The following is a 16,995-nucleotide window of genomic DNA, read 5'->3' as shown; positions in this document are numbered from 1 at the left end:
ATAAAGATTGTTATATTTCATGGACTTTAATTTATACTATTTACGAACAACATATTTGAGATACCTCGATTTAAGATGAATAAAAACGACAAGTTATATCATCTTATGTATACCATATCGGGACAAGAGTATTTATCTGTTTGCGTAATCTTTGAAACGGAGAAGCAACCTAATTTGGGGGAAAAAACATAAAATCGTAAAGGAGAAAATCACCCCATTACCTTACCATCACCCTTTAATTTCGCTTTACAATTTTTAAAAGTATCTAAAGTATCTCAAGCAATATTTTTTATGTATAATATACGCATTAATTACATGAAAACTTGAAAAAACAAACAAGAAACACTGTTGTAATTTCAATTGACGATTGAAAGTAATTGCCTTATGAAGAAGGCTTGTGTTTTTGGTCGTATACGCGACGATCAATAGGGCCTGGAAGCCCGAAACCGAGCATAAAGATTAGCCCGCTTTTGCGGATATCCCGGAATTTCCGGGGGCTCTTGTTATGTCCAAGTGCTTTCAGCACTAAAAGCAAGGGGCTGACTCGGTTTCAGCACTTCCAGACCCCGGAATACTAATGCGAGGGCGCTCGCAACCGGTGGGGACATCAAGTGAAAGCCAAAAATCTACATTTTTACGATATTTCTTTAGGCAAAAAAATTCGCTTCAGAAGAAACGTCATGGGGTTTTCTCAAAAACAATTAGGAAGTCATTTAGGCGTAACATTCCAACAAATCCAAAAGTATGAAAAAGGCTTAAATCGCGTAAGTGCAAGACGTTTACAGGAAATTGCTCATATATTAGATGTTCCCGTTTCCTTCTTTTATGCTGATAGCGCAAAAAAAGAAGAGAACCTCTATCATTGTGATGACAGAATAGCAAGCAAAGCAGAATATTTACTTTTGAAAAATTTCAGAATACTGACCCGCAAAAAACAAAGAGCAATTTTGCAGTTGATTTCTGATGAAAAAAATAACCCCTTATTTTCATAAATTCATTGCAAGGATAATCAAAGTCCTTAATAATATTGACAAGAATTGTGACTGTCTCCCCACACTGCATGAGAATGAAAATGCTTAATCTAATCTGATTTGTAAATAATCCGAATTCTAACGAGTTTAACTTAGAAATAGCACGTTGATTTATAATGATAATCTAACGTTATTGATATTGAATAAGTGTTTCGAATATCGTAAAATTCTTTCATTTCAAACGTGTTCTATATTGAATCAATCAAAATCTCTTGTTTGCACAACACAAGCAAAGTTGGCGTGTAAGTAAAAATGTACAAAAAGGCATACCTCTTATTGAATCGTCTCACATACCAAGAGCTGTAACGACATTGTGTGCTGAAAAAATGGATGATGGTGCTAACTTGCTCTTTTATTAAACGTAAATATGGGAGTGTTCAACGGCTGACTTTCCACTCATATAAGTCACTTAAAAAAGACTTGCCAAACAAGCCTAAGAATATTCCCACACACTAAAAAACACTTAAATATATCGAGAAAGCTTAAAGATCTTATACCATCATACTCCAAATAATGATATTTTATAGCATAACAGGATTAAAGTAAAAATAAGAAATATAAATTAAAAATAGACACGAAAAACTATATGTATAACTTTCATAAGAATTTATCTATATATGGATACTTAAGTTTATCCTGTTGTGCCATAAATTCTATCATTTAAGGTATGAGGATATGAAGCACGCATACCTCCTTGAAACATTCAAATGTTTTTTAGATGCCCAATATCTTTTTAAATATTTTTAGGCCTGCTTGTTAAGCCTTTAGTTTAAGTGAAAAATGGGAAGCCGCTAGAATCTAGCTGTTTACAGACTGTAATAGGAGGCTTCGCTTTTAGAGCGCATAGGGAGAAAATTAAATAATTCAACAATTAACAGATAAAGTATTAAAAGATTCCACGAACGCGATACGTAATACCATCCTTAAAAAATTCACAAAGTGAGAAGGTAAACAATTGACAGAAGATAAGAAATTCACTTAATTAAAGTGTTTTCTAAAGAGATAATAGCTTAGCGTAAAATATTCAATTTTTTCAATTCTGAAAGATTAAAAGAGACGTATCATTTGAAATAAAACAATTTATTGTGCTAACGATGATGATTGGTGTGCACAAAATTGAGTTGTTGAAAATCAAAAATATAATTTAATGATGTTCCTTGACCAACTCACTCTCTCCTGAGTATAGCACGGGGAATAAACGTGGAGAGACATGAGGAGTATATAGAAAATGAGTTATAAAGTTGCAATTGTCGGCGCAACCGGAAATGTTGGTCGTGAAATGCTTACAATTTTAGAAGAACGTGGTTTTCCTGCGCATGAAATTGTCCCTCTAGCATCACGACGCTCATTAGGACAAGAAGTTTCTTATGGAGATAAAACTTTAAAAGTAAAAGCACTGGATACTTACGATTTTTCTGACACAGATTTTTGTCTTATGTCTGCGGGAGGGAGCATTTCCAAAGAATACGCCCCTAAAATTGCTGCTGCCGGCTGTGTCGTCATCGATAATTCCTCCACGTGGCGCTATGATGCCAATGTTCCGTTGATAGTCCCTGAAGTCAATGGCGAAGCTATAAATGCCTTTTCTAAGCGTAATATTATAGCAAATCCTAATTGTTCAACAATTCAACTGGTCTTAGCTTTAAAACCTCTCCATGATGCTGCAATCATTAAACGTGTTGTTGTCTCTACATATCAGTCTGTTTCTGGAGCTGGTAAAGAAGGAATGGACGAACTTTTCGAACAATCACGTGCAGTTTTTGTTGCAGACCCAATTACATCAAAAAAATTCACTAAACGCATTGCCTTTAATGTCATTCCTCATATCGATGTTTTCATGGAAGATGGTTATACAAAAGAAGAATGGAAAATGACGGTTGAGACGAAGAAAATTCTCGATCCGAAAATTAAATTAACAGCCACTGCTGTTCGGGTCCCTGTCTTTATCGGTCATGCCGAAGCCGTCCATGTTGAATTTGAAAAACCACTAAGCGCATCTGAAGCACAAGCGCTCCTCCGCGATGCACCAGGCTGTCAGCTTATCGATAAACACGAAGATGGTGGTTATACCACACCTTATGAAGGTACCGGAGAAGATGATACCTTTATTAGCCGTGTTCGTGAAGATATCACCGTTGAAAATGGTTTAGCTTTCTGGGTTGTCGCCGATAATTTAAGAAAAGGAGCAGCATTGAATGCCGTTCAAATTGCTGAATTGCTCATTTCTCGTAATTTGATAAAGCCTAAGTCCGCAAATTAACGCCCTGTCCGAAAGGACAAAGAACCCCTAGCCGGTCTGTCAAAAGTCCGGCTTCTCTTCAGTATAACCTTCCCCAGCTGAAGGTTCATATCACCATCCTAAAGAACTGTAATCCAAGGTATTGTCAAATTTGACTCGGAATATCCTTGAATGCCTCGCCACCTTAAGTTAAGCATTGCCGCCTTAATGACATTTTACGGTACAATAGGATCAGCAGCATAAGCATTGTTTGCTTCATGCTGCTGATCCTTTTTGTCATTCCGGTTGTAAAATTAACTTTACCCTTATCGAGCAGGATAGGTCACGACACGGTAACGCGTTTCATTACGTTCAAAATTTTTGTAATTGACATTATCAGGAAAGGAGGGATTATAAGCACTCACGTGCTTTACAGAAACGCCTTGTGCTTTTTGCGACGGATTTAAAATTGTTCGTTCATCCCTTTTTTTAACACCTGTAGAATCGATAATCATATCTGTTCTGTATAGTTTTTGCATATTTTTCCGTGTTTTTTGAATCGCCGGAAGAGCTTTAAAGTCGGAAACAGCCTGTTTTACTTTTTCTTTTGGCGATTTTACCATGGATTTTGATTTTGCTGGCATCTTTTTAAAAGCAATGGTAGGAACACCGTTAACATTGACGTAACGTGCAGATGCCCAACCAACTTTTCCATGATAACCAAGAGAACACCAAGTTTTATTGGATAGGCAGCCATAAATTTGCACTTTTGCTCCCATTGGAACCATTGCGATAACTTTATAAGCTGTCGCAGGGCCTGTGCGTAAAGATACCTGACCTGATGCAACACGAGCAACTGTTCCTGTAATGGTTCCAGCTTGTGCGTGAAAAGCAGTCACAGCCACCCCTGACGCTCCTAAAGCCCATAAAGTCATCATTGTTGATAAAAATTTCTTTCTTAACATTATTTTTCTTCCTCTCTTAAAACGTATGAAGGGCAAAAATTCGCCGTTGCAAAAATTTGCCGCGTTTAAATCCAATGATCAGCAACCTTTATTCCCCCCCAAAACCCACAACATTGCAACAAAATTTCTCTTTATCGCCTACACGAACACGGCCTTTTGATCTTGATTGCACAGTATGTTCTTCATGAATTTACGGCTAAAGCATCATCTGATTGTCCGGTTCTTCAACCAATTGTCCCTTACAGAAGTTTTTAAAGGGGCATTGGTTCCCTCAACAAATGATTGCAATAAAAGAATTAATTATTTGAATTTCAGAGAATTTCTATGAACAAATGATGATCAGCCCCCAAAACAACTAAAATAGAAGGAAAAATAATACTCTTTTAAAAATAAAAGTGATTGAATATTCTCTAAAGCTTGTATAACTTTAAATCTGCCTAAAAAGATACAGAGTATATTGAAACTTCCCTCAAAAAATTTCTCGAAAAAGAAAGTTAAAAGCATATGACATTAAAAAATTTTTCTCGTAGTCGGATTATAGGATTATTCCTCTCTCTCTTTGCACTTTTTTTGTCTACTGCTTTTTCCATGGCCGCAGACAAAACAAAGATCAAACTTGGTATTATGGAAGGGCGGGATGCGATTATTTGGAAAACAGCTGCTGAACAGGCTAAAAAAGCCGGTTTAGATATTGAACTCGTTTATTTTTCTGATTACGCTTTGCCTAATGATGCTGTTAACGCAGGAGAGATCGATGCGAATGCTTTTCAGCACGCCCCTTATCTTAATGAACAAATGAAACAACGTGGCTATAAACTTTCAATTGTCGGCTATACATTTATTGCTCCAATCGGTGTTTACTCACACAAAATAAAAGACTTAAAAGATCTTCGTGATGGTGCACATGTTGGTATTCCGAACGACCCATCTAATGGTGGAAGAGCCTTACTTCTTCTTAATTCTTTAGGTCTCATTAAGTTAAAAGATCCTCATAATATTCTTGCATCTCCACTTGATATTATCGAAAATCCTAAAAACCTGCAAATTCGTGAGCTCGATGCCGGTATGTTAGGACGAGCTATTGACGATTTTGACCTTGCAATTATAAACACAAACTGGGCTATTGTTTCCGGATTAAACTTCGAAAAAGATGTAGTCGCATGGGAGAGCGCAAAAAATAATCCTTATGATAATATCATCGTTGTACGCACGAGCGAAAAAGATGAACCATGGGTTAAAAAATTAGTTGCCGCTTACAACAACGATCTTATCCGTGCAAAAATCAAAGAGATTTTTGGCAATACCGCCCAAACATCTTGGTAATTGTGCCAAATATCTGAATAACTGTGCCAAATATCCGAGTAATTGTGAATGGAAAAACCTACTCTTATCTCCTTAAAAAACATCAGCCGTTGTTTTAACAAAACGGCTGGTGTTCCGGTGATTAATAATCTCTCTTTAAATATCCATGCTGGTGAAATCCTTGGCATTATTGGGCGCAGTGGAGCAGGAAAATCAACACTTATTCGCTGTTTAAATGGGTTAGAGAAGATTGATGCAGGATCCATTTTTTTTGAAGATGTTGATATTTCTAATCTATCAGAGATAGAATGGGCGCCTTACCGTCAACGAATTGGGATGATTTTTCAACATTTCAATCTTCTCTCATCGCAGAATATTCTTGATAACATTGCATTGCCACTTAAATTAAGTGGTGTAAGTAAGAAACAACGCCACAAACGTGCCCTTGAACTGATTGAATTGGTTGGGTTATCTGGGAAAGAATATTGCTATCCGGCACAATTGTCCGGGGGACAAAAACAACGCGTTGGCATTGCTCGTGCGCTCGCTGCTAATCCTAAAATATTGTTATCAGATGAAGCCACCTCTGCTCTTGACCCTGAAACAACACAATCTATTCTAGAGCTCCTTGCTGATATTAATAAACACCTCAATCTCACGATTGTGCTCATCACCCATGAAATGGAAGTTGTGCGCACCATAGCGCATCGCGTTGTTGTTCTTAATCAGGGGAACATTGTAGAAGAAGGACGTGTGAAAGACATCTTTACATCACCGCAAGACGATACAACCATAGCCATGCTCAAGCTTGTAACCCCGCAACTTCCTGAAAAATTTGCGAAAAATCTCAAACCAATCGGACGAGAAGCTGTCATTGAAATTAATATTGCCGGTGAAATTGCCCAGCAGCCTTTTCTTCATCTTCTAGAAAATGAGAGTGGTTTAAAAGCACGTATTTTGCATGGTGGCATTGATACAGTTCAAGATGAAACCATCGGGAGACTCTTCTTGGCTCTTCCTGGAGAAGATAAAGAAGCTTTAGAAAAAGCTGTTCAATGGTTAACGAAAAAAGGACGATATTGTGAGGTCTTAGGCTATGTTTAATGTTCTGTCTCATGAACTTCCCCAAGCTGTTATTGATACAATATTGATGACACTTAGTGCTTCTGTTATGGCATTTATTATAGGGCTTCCCCTTGGTCTTCTTCTTCACACAACAGCACGCGGGGGGATTTTTTCCTCATCTCTCATCAATCGCCCTTTAAGCATGATCATTGACAGTATTCGTGCCATTCCCTTTATTATTCTTGCATTTTATCTTCTTCCCGTTACACGTATCGTTGTAGGAAGAGGGATAGGAATGCCTGCTGTAATTTTTATACTGACCATTTCAGCTATCCCTTTTTATGCACGCATGGCGGAACTCTCTTTTAAAACCGTTGAAAACGGTCTCATTGAAGCGATCCGCTCTATGGGGGCAAGTCGTCTTCAAATTATCAGACATGTCCTTATTCCTGAAGCTCTCCCTAGCCTGATTACAGGTTTTACAGTCATGGTCATTTCTCTTATAGGAGCCACCTCACTTGCTGGATATCTTGGTGGAGGCGGTTTAGGGGATATGGCAATCCGCTATGGCTACCAACGCTACAATACCTTCATCATGACCATCGTTATCATCCTTTTGATCGTGCTTAATATTACAACCCAATGGACTTCTGATAAAATCGTACAAAAACTTGATAAAACAAAACATTAAAAGACTTAGAATTTCACATGCCAATACCATCATCCCCTTTGCCACTTTCCAAGTGCACCAACCCTTGCCTATCGAAAACACTCATAAGAGATTAGAAACTTTTTTCTTAAACAGTTTTTATCTCTCCCCATCCGTTTGTAACATGAAAGAAAATAGTTTTAATGGCTTTAATATAAAAGAATATAAAAGGGGATAAAATAAGAGATCTCACAGTATGTGAGACTCTCTTTAAATTAAGACATTGGTCACGACCTTTCCCAACCTTAGATAACACATTGAATTTATAATGATAATATGGCGTTATTCATATTGAATGAGAACTCTGAATACCGTAAGATCCTCTCATTCCCAATTTGTTCCATATAGAATCAACCAAAACCTCTCGCTTACACGTTACAAGCAGGAAGAGCCGTGTGAGTAAAAACATACAAGAAAGGAAGGCATGCCTCTTATGAATTATCTCAAGCGCCAAGACCTGTCTTAACATTGGCGGCTAGCATATAATATGATGGTGCCAGCTTTCTTCTTCACAAGCATAAAGATAGGGGTGCTCAATGGCTTTATCGTTATACTATTCACAGGCGCCATTGCGAAATGGGCGTGACAAACGTTGAGAGATGTTGCTTTAAAATAAGCCCGTGAATTGGCAACGCAAGTATATTCCATTTGAAGCGTTCTGTTTTACGTGATGGGTATGATCCCATTAAAGAACGCTATAAACAAAAGCGTGAAGCAATGCACTATCTACATTAAGAAACTCCTCTTCAAAACGATCTAGGAAAGATAGCAACCTGCTATGGCTATCAACGCTATGATAGCTCCACCATATCTATTATCCTATAGATTATTCTCAATATCATCATTGAAGAAACTTCTAATAGAATTGTATAAAAATTTTATAAAATAAAGCACTCAAATAATCTAGATATTGGAAGGTTTTTCTTCCACAACAGCAACAATAAGCCATTGAGCTGTAAGAGCTGGTTTTTTTAACTTTTCAATTTCCACCGTAACCCCATAATGGAAAACCACTCGACCAGAAGGACGAATTTCTGCGTCGTCTAACACAAAACGCGCACGTATCCGTACCCCTGTTTTCACAGGACTCATGAAGCGTACTTTATCGAAACCATAATTAATCCCCATTGTGCTCCCTTCCAACTCTGGAAGAGCTTCATAAGCGAGCGTAGACAAAAGCGATAATGTTAAAAAACCATGAGCAATCGTGCCGCCAAAAGGTGTCTTTTTAGCCTTTTCCTCATCAACGTGTATCCATTGATGATCATCTGTAGCACATGCAAACTGATTAATCATATCCTGTGTAACAAGACGCCACTCCGATAATCCCACTTCTTTCCCAATAAAACTGGTGACATCTTGTACTGTTATTTTTTGCTGCATAACGCTATTCCTATTTTATTTGATAAAAGAAACCACCCCTCTTGCTTTTATAAAATCCATTGATTAGAGCATCAAGAATAAAAGATTAATTGTCTTAAAAACAAATGCACCTTATGAATGAGAAAAGTTCTTTAGCAGAATAGTTTTCAAATAGGAAAAAAGAATGGCAAGCAATGTGAACCTAACAGGTTTAGCGCATGATTTGAAACAACGTGCAGAAAACCATCCCCCCATCCGTATTGGACTGATTGGTTGTGGTGAAATGGGCACAGATTTATTATCAAGTATTGCGCATATGGATGGTATAACAGTCGCTGCTGTAGCCACGAGGACACCGTCACGTATTTTTGATGCCGCTACACTAGCCTATGGCGAAGATGGACATGTCTGTGAAGTTGAAAATACTTATGCTCTCACCCAAAGCATTGAAAAGGGTTTGATTGCAGCAACAGATGATATTAACCTTGTTTTGCGCCATGAACAAATTGATATTATCGTTGATGCAACAGGCTATCCCGAAGCAGGAGCAGAGATTGGTATCAAAGCGCTTGAGAATAACAAACATCTTGTCATGATGAATGTTGAAGCAGATGTTACAATTGGCGCTTATCTCAAACATGAAGCAGAAAAACGAGGGCTCATTTATACACTTGGTGCCGGCGATGAACCTACTTCTTGTATGGAACTCATAGAATTTGTTTCAGCCCTTGGACATAAGATTGTTGCAGCGGGTAAAGGAAAAAATAATCCTCTGCGCTTTGATGCTACACCTGACGCTTACGAAGAAGAAGCATTCCGGCGTAATATGAATGTGCGCATGTTGGTTGAATTTATTGATGGTTCCAAAACGATGGTTGAAATGGCAGCCATTGCCAATGCCACCGGACTTCTCCCCGATTGCCCAGGAATGCATGGACCACGAGCAGCGCTACAAGATTTAAACAAAGTGCTTATTCCAAAACAAGATGGGGGCATTTTACAACAATATGGTGTTGTAGATTATTCAATAGGTCCAGGTGTTTCACCTGGTGTCTTTGTCATTGCCGAAATAGCACACCCGCGTTTACGCGAACGTATGGAAGATTTAAAAATTGGTCAGGGGCCTTACTTCACCTTTCATCGCCCCTATCATTTAACAGCAATGGAAGTTCCCCTCACCTGCGCACGTATTATGCTTTATGGCAAAAAAGATATGGTTCCTCTTAGCCATCCCGTAGTAGAAGTCTGTGCTGTTGCTAAAAAAGATTTACATCCAGGTGATCAGCTAGACTTTATCGGTCTTTATACTTATCGTGCTTGGATAATGAACATTGCAGAAGCACGCGCTCACCACGCCATTCCTTGTGGTCTTTTGGAAAAAGCAACAGTAACCGCTGAAATTAAAAAAAATGAACTCATTACAGTGCATAATACTGCTATTCGTGAAGATCAATGGATTGCACGTCTTCGTGCTAAACAAGACCTTTTACTTCATTGCCCTTCTTCCGCTAAGCTATAAATACTCCTGAATTACCTTACTTAACAGTATCCTTCCCTTAGGCAACAGAATAACCCAGAATACACTTCTATCGCAAATACAGGTTTATGTTTTAATAAAAGCATTTTCCAACGATGCACATCACCACTTCCCTCTCACAATATGTCCCGTAAATGCGACAATATAAACCACTCCATGAGATGACATAAGATTCATTGTGTATCACTATCTTTACTCTATGAAAATACAAACCAGCACCATCATTTATTTTCCAATACTACAACGTCCTTGAACCTTAGAGATAATTAATGAGAAGAATTTTTAGTCTTTTTTTTAATAATTTTATCCATACACGAACGCAACTTGTTATACGTAAAAAATACTTCTGATGGATTTAACATAAACAAATTTAAAATGATAAATAATAATTTCTCATTTTTCTTATTGCATGAGAGCCATGGATATAGGGATATTTTTTATTTTATCCCCTTATGAAAGATAAAAAAATTTAAAAAGGATAAAATATACCTTTGATGAATAATCTTCATATGAGAAAAGGTAGACAATATTAAAAGACTGATAAAGATAGTAAGTATACTAGCCTTATTACTAGAAAATAATCATAAACTGTAAAAAAAAATCAGGTTACGCTAATTTGTAAAAAACAACATAAATGTAGGATCTTGAACTTTAATAATGTTAATAAAAGCTACATTTAGTATTAAGAGTAGTGATTTTATTATCTAGTATAGTATAAATAATAAAATATTTATTTTTTAAAAATAATGAAGTGAACAAAAAAATCCTCGACTCTGTTGATGAGCTTCCTACTAAAGTGTACTAAATATTGCAAAAAGAGTTACAACAGTACCTAATACATCCCCAATACATAAAGAAGCAAGAAGTGATAAAATACTTATTCCCCCCCAAAAGGCTGAACCTGAAAAGGCAGCAGCTTTTTCAGGTTTCCCTAAAGCAATAACATCTTGTTCCTCAACGCCTTGAATAACAACTCTATCCACAGCTTTAATAGCTACATTTTTTTCTAGTGTAGGAATAGTAATTGCCATTCTCTCTTGAACTTTATTTTTTACAAAACTTGCATTTCCCTCTATAGTTTGTATAAAAAAAAGAATAAATAGTGTAAAAGTAAATGAACATACACGATTTTTAAATATTTTAAACATAGCTTTCTTTGCTCCTCTTTTTCTTCACTGAAAAAATGAAAGAATATTCACATATATAAAAACCAAAAATTATATTTAATCATTTATATAATTGCACATAATAAAATATTATATGTAATTTTGTTATTATAATATAACACATTATGTATTACATGTAAAGATAAAAAACAATAAATGATAAAAATAATTTATTAAATTTCTTATTATAAGAAATATTACGAAACAAATTCATTTAAAAAATTATATAATAGAGCTTTTATAAATAATTTAAAATGTAATTAATTTTAAAGAACTATAAAATTTAAAACTGCCAATATAATGATATATGATTGTCTATTATTTCAATAAATATAAAAATGAAATTGGTATCAAATAAAAACTTGATCTAAAACAAATCTATCCTAATAAAACAAATTTAAATAGTGTGCTATTTTTCTATAAAACAGGTATAAAGTGTAAAAAAAAACAATTAAGATCTCTATCTTCAAATGGAAGAGACGTTAATAAAATGATTCTCAACTTTTACTGATATATAAAAAGAAAAAATACTGCATAGCATCTTAAAAAAGGTAATTCAGCCCCCTTTATCCCATACAGCATAAAGAACACAAAATATTGACTTTCAAACCTAATAAAACAAACGCATAAAATAAGTAAATCTATCAGATTTACAAAAAAATTATAAGCAATACTAGAACACCAACAAACTACCTAAAACCAGATAAAAAGAGAGTCATGAAAAATGAGATGATCCCCAAAATACTGAAAAAACTTTCTTGCTTAATTTTCATAAAAGTTATTCCATATTTTTCGTCAATATTGTAGAGCGAAGCCTTATTTATATTTACTCTGTATTAGTAAAAAATAATTCTCTTTGAAATAAATTTTTGGCAATATTCACATAACTGTCTGCTATTTGTGAAAAATGAATAATAATAAAGAATTAATCAAATGCTTGAAAGAAAAGGAGTAGAGAAACTTACTAAAAAATTGCATTTTTAAAATACCAACTTAAGTAAGCACATTGAAAAAATAACGCCATGAAAACTGATATTGAATGATAAACTTATCAACCGATCACTTTAATCGCAGAATATTAATCTATAATAATAATTTATTGTTTTGCCTGTTGAATGATAAAGCTGACGATTATAAAACTCTCTTATATTTTAACTCTGTTTATATTGAATCAATCAAAATTCTTCACTTGCAAATCACAAACGAGATCGGTGTGTGTGTAAACACACTTGAAGAAAGGAAAATATCACTTATGAGGTATCTTAACTATCAAGCGCTGTTAACACAATATTGAAAACTGGCAAAGTGAATGATGGTGTCCCTTTTTACTTTAAAAGTGTAAAGATGCTGGAACACAATAGATTTTATATTATAAGGCTTTACCGTTATACTATTCACGGGCGCCGTTGCAAAATAGGCTTGGATACCTTGAGAAATGTTTCTTTAAAACAAAAGCGTCAATGTACAACACAATGGCGTTCTGTTTATCATGTATCCAATGGTGTTTCTTGTATCCAACGGTGTTTCTTACTGAATCATCTTATAAACTGCTCTATGAGATTACAAATTCATCTTACGTGAATTCTTCCCTTTATATTTATTTTTTCTCATGAACACTAAAATCTGTTAAGACACTATCCAAAATAAAATCAATCAACAAACATTTCTATTCTTTTGTAATATACAGATAATTGAATTAAGAATTTAGAACACCTGATTGCAACTAAAGTCTGTACTATCGCAATAATAGAAATACTTTGATTATCATCGCTCCATAATAAAAGAAGAATATGTAACTTACAGAAAAAATTACATTTTCAATAAATAATGAAAAATATTTTTCATTATTTGATGTATAAGTATTTAATATGTATGAATATTTACTTATTAAAAATGATAATATAAATCAGAAATACTTACAAAAGATAATTATCTTGAGAAATATTGCCTCATATTACAGAAAAGTTGCGTTGGCTTTGCTCAATAAAAGCTTCTCTATTTTTAACAAAGCTCTCATTTTTGTGCATCCATATGTGATGTAAAAAGACGCCTATTTGCGTTTCTCTTATAGATAGATTAAATAGTGACAGCACCTTCGATCACTTTGTCTATGTTAACTTCTCTTTTAGGCAATAATTTATGGTATCTAACAGGCCTTTTCTCGCTCTTTTACCTTTGGGCGCACACGAATATCACGGAGAGCACCTTCCTTTCGAAACCGACTGGATTATAGCTGAAGCTTTTGCAAAAGCCCTCACTTTACAAACAAAAGAGCAGTTTCATATCGCACTTTTACCGGTTGAAAAGATTGGCTATTCTATAGAACATATGGATGTTACAGGTACACAAACCCTTACCTTTTCTGATGCGATTAAGCGATGGATAAAGATTGGTGAAAACTGTTATCACAAAGGGATCAACCGTCTTCTTCTTCTCAATGCTCACGGAGGAAATTCACCTTTAATGAGCATTGTTATCACCGAATTACGAAAGCGCCTTTCCATGCTCGCTGTAGCAACAAGCTGGAGCCGTTTTGGTTTACCACAAGGTCTCATGGAGCCATCTCAACAACATCTTGATATCCATGGAGGCTTTATCGAAACCTCTCTCATGCTCTATTTAGCACCAGAAAAAGTCCATATGGAAAAGGCAGAAAATTTTCATAATAAACAAGCGGATATGATTGCCAATTATCGGTATTTACGTGCTTATGGTCCTCATGCCTTTGGTTGGACAATGAAAGATCTAAATACGCAAGGTGCGGCAGGAAATGCAAGCAAAGCAACACCACAAGCCGGTGAAGCAATCTTTTCTCATGTTCTGTCTCAGCTTCGTGATTTACTTGATGATATCAATCGATTTAACATAAACACATGGCAATAAAGAACAATAAAAGGTCTCTCCATGGAAATGATACACCCCAAAAAACTTCCCGTTACGGTTCTCACAGGCTATCTTGGTGCTGGAAAAACCACCCTTCTCAACCGCATTCTCAGTGAAAATCATGGCAAACGTTATGCCGTCATTGTCAATGAATTTGGTGAAATTGGTATTGATAATGACCTGATTATTGAATCAGACGAAGAAATTTATGAAATGAATAATGGCTGTGTTTGCTGCACCGTACGTGGTGATCTCATTCGCATTTTAGAAAGTCTGATGCAACGTTCTCATCGATTTGATGCGATCATTATAGAAACGACAGGGCTTGCTGATCCCGTTCCCGTAGCACAGACCTTTTTCATGGATGATACTATCCATGAAAAAACAGCTCTCGACAGTGTCATAGCAGTCGTTGATGCAAAGCATTTTCCCTCTCAATTAAAAACAAGTCGTGAAGCTGAAGACCAAATTGCTTTCGCGGATATTATTCTTTTAAATAAGATTGATCTTGTCACCCAACAAGAACGCAGCCATGCTGAATCCCTTATTCTGGCCATTAATCCCAGAGCCATAATTTACGCAACAGAGCGCGTTAACATCCCTGTTGATAAACTCCTCGATCGTAGTTCCTTTGATCTCCAACGCACTTTAGATAATGATCCCCATTTTCTTGACCATCATCACGCAGATCATGTATGTGGTCCCGATTGTAATCATGATCATGACCATCATCACGCATCCACCATTCATGATATTACCATCACTTCTGTAAGTTTAAAAACAGATGCTCTGCAACCAGAAAAGTTTTTCCCTTGGATCCAGCAGGTTACACAGCAACAAGGACCTGATATCTTGCGTCTTAAAGGCATTATCGCCTTTCAAGGAGACGATGATCGTTACGTCATTCAAGGGATACATATGCTTCTTGAAGGACAACATCAACGCCCATGGCGTGAAGATGAAAAACGAGAAAGCCGCCTTGTCTTTATAGGACGCTCTCTTGATGCTGAAAAATTAAAAACTGGTTTTGAAAATTGCGCATAAGTGAGTGATAATGCCAAACATTACCCATTATGATCTCAAAAGTTACTGCCTTTCCTGCGGTTTTATAGGCAATAAACCAGCCTTTGTTTCCGTAGAAGGTTTCATTGTTTTTTTTAATCCAACCCCACAAATCGTTGAAGTTCACCAAGGAATAATTTCAAGCCATTTTTCCCATGACAATACCGCGATCATCACCGGTGGAGAAGATGGAAAAGTCTGTCAAACAACCGCAGCAGATCACACGGAAGTGTTAAGCCAAAAAGAACGCAAATGGATAAACAACGTTGCTTTTGGTCCACAAAAAGCTTTTGCTTTTTCCTCCTCACGCCTCGCATTTGCGCATATTGGAAAAGAACGACAAGAGCTCACACATGAACGCAGTGTAGAAGGCCTTGCTTTTGCCCCAAAAGGTTTGCGACTTGCCGTTGCCCATTACAATGGTGTGACTCTTCATTGGTTATCAACGCAAATATCTCCCACCACATTGGTATGGAAAGGAGCTCATTGTGGTGTCACCTTTTCACCAGACAACAGCTATGTCATTTCCACCATGCAAGAAAACGCCTTACACGGTTGGCGTCTCACTGATAATCAACATTTACGGATGAGTGGCTACCCAAGCAAAGTCAAAAGCTGGTCTTGGAGCGCAAAAGGAAAATGGCTAGCAACATCAGGTGCCTCTGCCGCAATTGTTTGGCCCTTTCATACAAAAGATGGCCCCATGGGAAAAACACCTCTAGAACTAGGCACACGAGCAAATGCGCTTGTTAGCACCGTTTCATGCCACCCAAACAAAGAAATTGTAGCAATAGGCTTCAATGATGGAATGATTTTAGCGGCACAATTCCATGATGGAAAAGAAGTCCTTCTAAAAGGTTATGGGAAAAGTGCTATCTCAGCACTTAACTGGGATCAAGCAGGGCAAAACCTCTCCTTCGGTAGCGAAAATGGTGAATGTGGTATAATCAATATCACTGATTAAATTACACCAACAAACGCAATCATCGCCGATAAAAAATGCCCACACAATACTCCAGAAATCTTATCCCCTTGCATCTCCAGAGCTCTCAGAAATTCTATCTCCCTAATCTCCCCCCAAAATCTCCTAAAATCTTCGTAATCATTAAATCTTCCCTCTTCCTTTTCTCCCCCTTTAGACAAGAAAATACCTTAAACATGTTTTTTGACCTTTTAACATTGCTACCCCCATACAAGAATAAAAACATCACCCTCAAGACCGCCCCCCCATCTCCTTATAAACATCTATATAGGCTACATACTTCCACAAAAGCATTTTTCTTAAAAATTCGGCAAAAAATAGCTGATATCATCATTGAAACAACAATTTATTCTTACGATCAGAAGAAGGGAATTCAACACTATTTTCCTAAATAAAAAATTTTTTGATTTCCCCCTCTAAAGAGCAAAGTTTCCTACGAGCAGCCTTCCACACTTTAGTTTCTTGCCTAGAAAATTCTATCTAATAATCATTTCATGGAACTTCTATTACCGCCCTCTGTTCCGGTATCACCTTCATCTCCGGATTCTGTTCCTTCTGCTTCTTTCCCATGTTAAACCAAAGCCTTCTGGGTCTTCTGACCCTTTGGATTCCTCGTCTAATCTCCAAATTAGAGCGGTTGTTCCACAGGTTCCAACTTATCTTCTTTTGCCAAATGCCTTATTTCATGCTGGTTTAGTGGATATGACCACGCA

At 36.5% G+C, this 16,995-nt stretch carries 12 protein-coding genes and 2 pseudogenes; 11 read left to right on the top strand and 3 right to left on the bottom strand.

Annotation, left to right across the window (positions count from 1 at the left end; translation table 11 throughout):
• Nucleotides 1–611 precede the first annotated feature (611 nt).
• Both ACFILO_RS07910 and ACFILO_RS07905 read left to right on the top strand, forming a co-directional pair.
• Complete coding sequence (locus ACFILO_RS07910) at nucleotides 612–992, top strand: helix-turn-helix domain-containing protein (RefSeq protein WP_375653845.1); 381 nt, start codon at nucleotides 612–614, stop codon at nucleotides 990–992.
• 1,267 nt (nucleotides 993–2,259) lie between these two features.
• Nucleotides 2,260–3,291, top strand: coding sequence for an aspartate-semialdehyde dehydrogenase (locus ACFILO_RS07905; RefSeq protein WP_375613639.1), 1,032 nt, complete (start codon nucleotides 2,260–2,262; stop codon nucleotides 3,289–3,291).
• A 284-nt stretch (nucleotides 3,292–3,575) separates the two neighbouring features.
• Here ACFILO_RS07905 and ACFILO_RS07900 read toward each other — a convergent pair whose 3' ends face one another.
• The gene (locus ACFILO_RS07900; RefSeq protein ID WP_375613640.1) at nucleotides 3,576–4,214 is read right to left on the bottom strand and encodes an SH3 domain-containing protein; all 639 of its coding nucleotides are present in this window, start codon (nucleotides 4,212–4,214) and stop codon (nucleotides 3,576–3,578) included.
• A 504-nt stretch (nucleotides 4,215–4,718) separates the two neighbouring features.
• Here ACFILO_RS07900 and ACFILO_RS07895 point away from each other — a divergent pair.
• From ACFILO_RS07895 to ACFILO_RS07880, 4 genes and pseudogenes are all read left to right on the top strand, one after another.
• On the top strand, nucleotides 4,719–5,537 hold the full coding sequence (locus tag ACFILO_RS07895) for a MetQ/NlpA family ABC transporter substrate-binding protein (RefSeq protein WP_375613641.1): 819 nt from the start codon (nucleotides 4,719–4,721) through the stop codon (nucleotides 5,535–5,537).
• 48 nt (nucleotides 5,538–5,585) lie between these two features.
• Nucleotides 5,586–6,620 (top strand): methionine ABC transporter ATP-binding protein, encoded by a 1,035-nt coding sequence (locus ACFILO_RS07890; protein ID WP_375613642.1) that lies wholly within the window; start codon nucleotides 5,586–5,588, stop codon nucleotides 6,618–6,620.
• The gene (locus ACFILO_RS07885; protein WP_375609233.1) at nucleotides 6,613–7,272 is read left to right on the top strand and encodes a methionine ABC transporter permease; all 660 of its coding nucleotides are present in this window, start codon (nucleotides 6,613–6,615) and stop codon (nucleotides 7,270–7,272) included. Before ACFILO_RS07890 ends, ACFILO_RS07885 begins: the two co-directional genes overlap by 8 nt.
• A gap of 451 nt (nucleotides 7,273–7,723) precedes the next feature.
• A pseudogene (locus ACFILO_RS07880) lies at nucleotides 7,724–8,022 on the top strand (integrase); the annotation flags it as partial.
• A gap of 171 nt (nucleotides 8,023–8,193) precedes the next feature.
• Here ACFILO_RS07880 and ACFILO_RS07875 read toward each other — a convergent pair.
• Nucleotides 8,194–8,673 (bottom strand): MaoC family dehydratase, encoded by a 480-nt coding sequence (locus tag ACFILO_RS07875; protein ID WP_375612287.1) that lies wholly within the window; start codon nucleotides 8,671–8,673, stop codon nucleotides 8,194–8,196.
• Between the two features lie 163 nt (nucleotides 8,674–8,836).
• On the opposite strand from ACFILO_RS07875, the gene ACFILO_RS07870 reads away from it, so the two are divergent.
• Nucleotides 8,837–10,171 (top strand): NAD(P)H-dependent oxidoreductase, encoded by a 1,335-nt coding sequence (locus ACFILO_RS07870; protein WP_375613643.1) that lies wholly within the window; start codon nucleotides 8,837–8,839, stop codon nucleotides 10,169–10,171.
• A gap of 809 nt (nucleotides 10,172–10,980) precedes the next feature.
• On the opposite strand, the gene ACFILO_RS07865 is transcribed toward ACFILO_RS07870, so the two are convergent.
• Entirely contained in the window at nucleotides 10,981–11,337 is a 357-nt protein-coding gene (locus ACFILO_RS07865) for a hypothetical protein (protein ID WP_375612285.1), read from the bottom strand.
• Nucleotides 11,338–13,494: 2,157 nt separating this feature from the next.
• On the opposite strand from ACFILO_RS07865, the gene ACFILO_RS07860 reads away from it, so the two are divergent.
• The 4 genes and pseudogenes from ACFILO_RS07860 to ACFILO_RS07845 form a co-directional block, all read left to right on the top strand.
• Nucleotides 13,495–14,238 (top strand): creatininase family protein, encoded by a 744-nt coding sequence (locus ACFILO_RS07860; RefSeq protein WP_375661860.1) that lies wholly within the window; start codon nucleotides 13,495–13,497, stop codon nucleotides 14,236–14,238.
• Nucleotides 14,239–14,259: 21 nt separating this feature from the next.
• Nucleotides 14,260–15,282, top strand: a complete 1,023-nt coding sequence (locus ACFILO_RS07855; RefSeq protein ID WP_375641016.1) for a CobW family GTP-binding protein — start codon at nucleotides 14,260–14,262, stop codon at nucleotides 15,280–15,282.
• Nucleotides 15,283–15,292: 10 nt separating this feature from the next.
• The gene (locus ACFILO_RS07850; RefSeq protein ID WP_375632529.1) at nucleotides 15,293–16,264 is read left to right on the top strand and encodes a WD40 repeat domain-containing protein; all 972 of its coding nucleotides are present in this window, start codon (nucleotides 15,293–15,295) and stop codon (nucleotides 16,262–16,264) included.
• Nucleotides 16,265–16,794: 530 nt separating this feature from the next.
• Nucleotides 16,795–16,995: pseudogene (locus tag ACFILO_RS07845) on the top strand (hypothetical protein); the annotation flags it as partial.

The organism is Bartonella sp. AP72JLCBS (assembly GCF_042195705.1).
Lineage (GTDB): Bacteria > Pseudomonadota > Alphaproteobacteria > Rhizobiales > Rhizobiaceae > Bartonella.
Note: the sequence above shows the minus strand (reverse complement) of the source record. Positions and strands in the feature narration are given on the sequence as shown.

Bases quoted from the DNA above. Each gene is read 5' to 3' on its own strand.
- ACFILO_RS07905 (WP_375613639.1), top strand. From the start codon at position 2,260: ATGAGTTATAAAGTTGCAATTGTCGGCGCAACCGGAAATGTTGGTCGT.
- ACFILO_RS07900 (WP_375613640.1), bottom strand. From the start codon at position 4,214: ATGTTAAGAAAGAAATTTTTATCAACAATGATGACTTTATGGGCTTTA.
- ACFILO_RS07895 (WP_375613641.1), top strand. From the start codon at position 4,719: ATGACATTAAAAAATTTTTCTCGTAGTCGGATTATAGGATTATTCCTC.
- ACFILO_RS07890 (WP_375613642.1), top strand. From the start codon at position 5,586: ATGGAAAAACCTACTCTTATCTCCTTAAAAAACATCAGCCGTTGTTTT.
- ACFILO_RS07885 (WP_375609233.1), top strand. From the start codon at position 6,613: ATGTTTAATGTTCTGTCTCATGAACTTCCCCAAGCTGTTATTGATACA.
- ACFILO_RS07875 (WP_375612287.1), bottom strand. From the start codon at position 8,673: ATGCAGCAAAAAATAACAGTACAAGATGTCACCAGTTTTATTGGGAAA.
- ACFILO_RS07870 (WP_375613643.1), top strand. From the start codon at position 8,837: ATGGCAAGCAATGTGAACCTAACAGGTTTAGCGCATGATTTGAAACAA.
- ACFILO_RS07865 (WP_375612285.1), bottom strand. From the start codon at position 11,337: ATGTTTAAAATATTTAAAAATCGTGTATGTTCATTTACTTTTACACTA.
- ACFILO_RS07860 (WP_375661860.1), top strand. From the start codon at position 13,495: ATGGTATCTAACAGGCCTTTTCTCGCTCTTTTACCTTTGGGCGCACAC.
- ACFILO_RS07855 (WP_375641016.1), top strand. From the start codon at position 14,260: ATGGAAATGATACACCCCAAAAAACTTCCCGTTACGGTTCTCACAGGC.
- ACFILO_RS07850 (WP_375632529.1), top strand. From the start codon at position 15,293: ATGCCAAACATTACCCATTATGATCTCAAAAGTTACTGCCTTTCCTGC.